Origin of the sequence: Promineifilum sp. (SeqCode), assembly GCF_041918635.1 — a bacterium.
Classification (GTDB): domain Bacteria; phylum Chloroflexota; class Anaerolineae; order Promineifilales; family Promineifilaceae; genus Promineifilum.
In genome coordinates this window covers 1-5,120 of sequence record NZ_JAYRVJ010000568.1, presented here as the reverse complement: position 1 = coordinate 5,120, position 5,120 = coordinate 1, and the positions used below count along the sequence as shown (strand labels likewise).

5 protein-coding genes are annotated in these 5,120 nt (G+C 62.8%); all 5 read right to left on the bottom strand.

From position 1 onward, the window contains the following. A partial coding sequence (locus ACE3UY_RS16945; RefSeq protein WP_374688670.1) for a trimethylamine methyltransferase family protein occupies positions 1-843 on the bottom strand: 843 nt, incomplete at its 3' end. A gap of 124 nt (positions 844-967) precedes the next feature. Continuing rightward, positions 968-2,908: an alpha/beta fold hydrolase gene (locus tag ACE3UY_RS16940; RefSeq protein ID WP_374688669.1), complete on the bottom strand. Its 1,941-nt coding sequence runs from the start codon at positions 2,906-2,908 to the stop codon at positions 968-970. Between the two features lie 12 nt (positions 2,909-2,920). Continuing rightward, complete coding sequence (locus tag ACE3UY_RS16935; protein ID WP_374688668.1) at positions 2,921-3,946, bottom strand: DNA methyltransferase; 1,026 nt, start codon at positions 3,944-3,946, stop codon at positions 2,921-2,923. Between the two features lie 44 nt (positions 3,947-3,990). Beyond that, the gene (locus ACE3UY_RS16930; RefSeq protein ID WP_374688667.1) at positions 3,991-4,884 is read right to left on the bottom strand and encodes a DNA adenine methylase; all 894 of its coding nucleotides are present in this window, start codon (positions 4,882-4,884) and stop codon (positions 3,991-3,993) included. A gap of 86 nt (positions 4,885-4,970) precedes the next feature. Further along, positions 4,971-5,120: oligopeptide/dipeptide ABC transporter ATP-binding protein (locus ACE3UY_RS16925; RefSeq protein ID WP_374688671.1), on the bottom strand; the 150-nt coding region annotated here is incomplete at its 5' end.

Here is a 5,120-nt window from a genome sequence, read left to right as displayed (position 1 = left end):
CAGCGCCGCGCCGGCCAGCACCTCGGCGTTCTGCTGGGCCAGCGCCGCGGCCATCGTCACCGGACTCATCGCCCCGGCCAGGATGAAGGGGGTGATGAACGTCGCCTGGCCGGCGCGGGCGTAGCTGATCAGCCCGCCCAGCATCCGCTCGTCGTAGCGCAAGGGGCTGTTGACGTTGATCACGTCGCCGGTCACCGGATCGCCGTCCAGGTCGCCGTAGACGAGGCGCATCATCGCCAGCGTGTCGGCGGGGATGATGCGGCCGTGGGCGGCCTCCATGACGACCTTGTCGGTCAGCCGGAAGGCGGCGCGGACGCGGTGCAGGTGGCGGACGTTGACCGGCACGTCCTGCGGCGTCACCTGTTCCCAGGCGGCGAAGTGCAGGGCGTGGCAAGATTGGGAGAGGCGCAGCAGGTTCTCATAGTCGCTCATTGCGCCGGGGCGGCGGCCGCGGTCGAGGTCGGCCGCGTAGGCCATGCCGCCGCAGGGGCCGCAGGCGATGGCGTCGCCGCCGATGACCACGTTGTGGGCCGGGTTGCGCGCCCGCCAGCGGAACGAGGCCGGGGCGACGGCGAGGGCCTCCAGCACCAACGCCCGGTCGGGCCAGACGCGCTGCGCCGCCCGATCCACTTTGGCCCCGGCCCGCGCCCAGATGTCGAGCGCCTCGTCGTCGAGGAAGTCGAGGCCGGCGTTCTCCAGGATGTCGAGCGAGGCGGCGTGGAGGCGTTCCAGGTCGTCGGGCGGCAGCCAGTCGTAGGGCGGGCGCGGGTGGCGGGGCGGGCGGAAGGGGAGGTCGAGCAGGGGCAGGCGGGTGGAGGTGCGGGGGCGTCGGGCGCGGGACATGGCGGGATTATAGGAGCGCCGAATAAATTCAACACGGATTTTCACGGATAGGACGGATAAAACGGATTGATCTTTGGTTTCAATCCGTGTTCATCCGTCTTATCCGTGTTCATCCGTGGTTAATTCATGCGCGCAGGTACCAGTCGAAGAAGCGCTCGGTGCGGCGCTGCCAGTCCATCTCCGTCTCGTGGCGCAGGAAGCCGTGAGGCTCGCCGGCGTAGGTGACGTACTCGAACACCTTGTCGTGCCGGCGCAGCGCCTCGGCCCACTCCTCCGACGCCTGGGGCGGCACGACGTCGTCCTCCAGGCCGTGGAGCAGCAGGATGGGGGCGCGGACGTTGGCCATCTCGTGGATGGGGGAGGCGGCGCGGTAGGCAGCCCAGTGGTCGCGCGGGTGGCCGAGCATCATCTCGGTGTAGAGGCGCGTGCCCCGCTCGCACTGCGCCCAGGAGCTGTAGACGTTGGCGTCGCCGTACTTGCTGACGCCGCAGGCGAACAGGTACTCCGGGTCGCGGGCCAGGCAGCAGGCGACCATGTAGCCGCCGTAGCTGGAGCCGAGGATGCCGATGCGCGCCGGGTCGATGCCGTCGAGCGAGTGCAGGAACCTGGCCCCGTGCAGCACGTCCTGCGTGTCGCCCACGCCCCAATCGCCGTAGTTGGCGTGCTCGAAGTCCCGGCCGTAGCCGGTGCTGCCGCGGAAGTTAGGCGTCAGGAAGGTGTAGCCCTTGGCGAGGAAGTATTGGGCCAGGCCGTCCCACTGGAAGCGGTAGGCGTCGGCCGGGCCGCCGTGGGGGCGGACGATGGCCGCCCCGTTGGGGCGCAGACCCTCTCCCCGGCCCTCTCCCACAGGGCGAGGGGGACGCCACAGCAGCGCCGGAATCTCCAGCCCGTCGAAGCTGGGGTAGCGCACGTGCTCCGGCGTCACCAGCGGCTGCGCCGCCAGCGCCGGAGGCATGGAGAAAGTCAGCTGCGTCATGCGCCCGCCGTCCGCCTCCACCCGGTAAAGGTCGGGCGGCGTCGTGGCGTCCTCGTACTCGACCGTCAGCCAGCGCCCGTCGGGCGACCAGCACGGCGCGCCGTAATACCCCTGCCCGGTCTTCAGGTCGCGCAACCGCCCCCGTTCGTAGTCCGGCGAACGAACTCCTGTTCGTCCATCGCCGTCCCCCGCGCCAAATTCGATTACAACCAGATCCACCGCCCCCTCCCGGCACACCGTCGCCGCCAGCGCCCGCCCATCCGGCGACAGGGCGAACTCCAGCACGTCCTGGTTCAGCGCCGTGACCGGGACGGGGTCGGCCCCATCCAGCCGGGCCAGCCAGACGTTGGTGTAGCCGGAGCGGTGGGAGAGGTAGAGCACGCCGCCGCCGCCGGGCAGCCAGCGCGGCGACCACGCCTTCTCCTTCGGCGCGCCGGCCAGCGTACGTGTTTCTCCACTTGCCGGGTCGAACAGCCGCAAGTCCCAGCGGTTGAGGTCGTCGAAGGGCCGGTGGATGTAGGCGATAGCGCGGCCACCGGGGGCGGGGGCGGCCTCCAGGTTGTCGCCGCCGTTGTCGCCGGCGATGAGGCGCGGCCAACTGCCGTCGCGGTCGGTCAGCAGCAGGGCGTGGGCCTCGCCGCGCTCGGCCGAGACGATGAGGCCGGCGCTGTCGGGCAGCCAGACGGGCGACCAGGCGCCGGCGGTGAAGTCGCTGACGGGGCGGGGTAGGGCGCGGCCGTCGGCCGGGGCGACGTGGACGTGGCCGTTCAGGCCGAAGGCCAGCCACGCACCGTCGGGCGACCAGCGGGGGGCGCTGTCCCACCAGTAGATGGTGCGCCGGCGGTCGGGCGAGACGCGCCGCGGCCAGCCGCCGGCGGCGGGCATGACGAAGATGTCGGAGCGGCCGTCGCGCTCCCAGATGAAGGCAATCTGTTCGCCGTCGGGCGACAGTTCGTGGTGGTGGATGAGGTTGAGGGCGTTGATGAGGGCCAGGCTCCAGCCGGCGGGGGGCCTCAGGTCGGGGCGGTCGACGGAGGGCCAGCCGTGGCGGTCGTACTTCTCCGTAACGGCGATCTTGTGGGTCGGCATGTTATTGAGCGATTAACCCGCTTCTGTTGCGTGTCGCATTGAAAGGAAAGCTTCTTTGACCGCTTGGCTTACCGAGCTTGATGGCTCTGCCAATAGCAATGACTGGTAAGCTTCGAGGAATTCTGTTCGGACTCTATGAAACAGATGTAAGTAGTGCCGCAGAAATCCTATGCAATCCAAGATGACAAACTCAATCCCATCTGTTTGAGTGTAGAGCGAGCGAGCATAATCCTGTACCTGCTCGTCAATTCGATCTGTCGTAATAAAGATATAGTTATCAACCCGCTTCCTGGTTTCCTCTAGTTTTTGTAGAGCGCGGTCAATATCCCCTCTGGTAACGTGTCGGTCTTTCATCTCATAGCTGGTAACCACTTTGCCATCACCGACAAATGTAATTTCCACATCTCCAAGCGCGCCAGTCTGTACGTCCGCGGCATTGTGGGCTTGAAGTGGCAGATTCATCTCTAGTAGATACTGCCCCGCTGCCTGGTAAGCGGCCGCAACGATCAACACGGGAATCCGACTTGTGCCCTTGAGGCTCATATGTTTTTCAATGAGCCCTACTATCGCTTCGGATGAAAGCGGGATTGCACCGTGTGTTGTTCTCAAGGTTTTGAGTAATGACTCAATCCGCTGTTGCTGCTCATTTCTGTTGATAAGTAGCCACCGGATGATTTCGGCAAGGAGATTTTCAGGTTCGACACGCCGATTGTGAACATCATCAAGCAGTTCAAGTACATAGGTATAAAGTTGAGGGGGGCGTCCTTCGAGCTCTAAGCCCATTACAAGAGGCGCATTACGGTTACGAAATGCCGGGGTAAGAAAGGCAGAGGTGGAATTGCAGGGCAGAGCGTTCGCGTTAATGAAGTCTGCTATATAGCGTTCATCGTACTTGCGTCCTGAAAATGAGTCACTTCCCCCTATCCTGGTGTATGGTTTTCTCACATCAACCAGCGGGTTGTGAAGCTTCGCTAAAAGGCACGCCATTAGCAGCCGGACGCCAGCCTTATTGGCTACGTTTCCGGCCACGTATTCCACACGAGACCTGATCTGTAAGTCGTCTATTAGGGGACGATTGAGATTTATTGTTGCTCTTCGAAGAGCGGCATTAAGGATGTCTGCTGGCTCCGCCATTCAGAATTTCCCTGCTTTGGCAGCTTGTAATTGACCCACAACACTTCGACACGTTCCTGCTTAAGATTGTCGGCCCGAGTATTTGTGGAATGAGCTTTGCGGGGAATCGATTCTATATACTCCCAATCGCCATAAAGCTCGTCCATAAGGCGGCTGTGGTAGCCGGAGAGTGCAACCTTGCCTTTGACGTTGTGCAACACCTCCGCCAAGTCTCTATGTTCGTAGTTCTTCATCTCGTACCGATAGGCATTGACATCTGAACGTGAGTCATGCACGTAGGGTGGATCACAGTAGAAGAGCGTTTCTTCGGTATCGTAACGTCGTATGACTTCAATTGCCGGCGCATTCTCAATCTGAACCCGCAGGAGGCGCTGCACAATCTCCGAAAGCCCTTCAACACTACCTAGCCAGCGCGACACTGCGCCGGCCATACCCGCCCGACTTGTCAGCTTACAATGCGCCCAGCGCCCATTGCTCGCTGTTTGCGCCAGTCCTGTCCTTACTTGTCGCGCTCGTACGAAAAATCGGCGCGCTCGCTCTAGATCAGAAAGACCCTCCAGCGGCTCTTGCGACGCAATTCTTAGTTCCTCACGAGAGAACGGCGTTAGACCGATCGCCGTGATCAGTGCTTCGTGATTATCCCGGAGAACCCGGAAGAAATTTACAACCTCCCCATCGATATCGTTGTAGGTCTCTACCGGGGCTGGGTCTCTGTTTAGGAGGACAGCCGCGGAGCCACCAAATGGCTCGCAATAGTGAGTTGCTTGCGGCAACAAGGGGAGCAGCCAATCAAGGTGACTAAACTTCCCGCCATACCAACCAAACGCGATCAGTTTGCTCATACTACGAATATACCCTACATGATGCCGTCGTGTAGCCTATTTTAGCGATGGCGATAGTAACAGGGAAGTTATGCTGTCCTTCTTCCCTATGGCTGAAACTTCGGCTCCACCTCATGACACGCCACCCAATGCCCCGGCCGAATCTCCCGCCACGCCGGCACGTACGCGGCGCAGTGGGGCTGGGCAATGGGGCAGCGGGTGTGGAAGCGGCAGCCGGGCGGCGGGTTGATGGGGCT

Coding starts and splice junctions, on each gene's coding strand:
- ACE3UY_RS16940 (WP_374688669.1), bottom strand. CDS start 2,908: ATGCCGACCCACAAGATCGCCGTTACGGAGAAGTACGACCGCCACGGC.
- ACE3UY_RS16930 (WP_374688667.1), bottom strand. CDS start 4,884: ATGAGCAAACTGATCGCGTTTGGTTGGTATGGCGGGAAGTTTAGTCAC.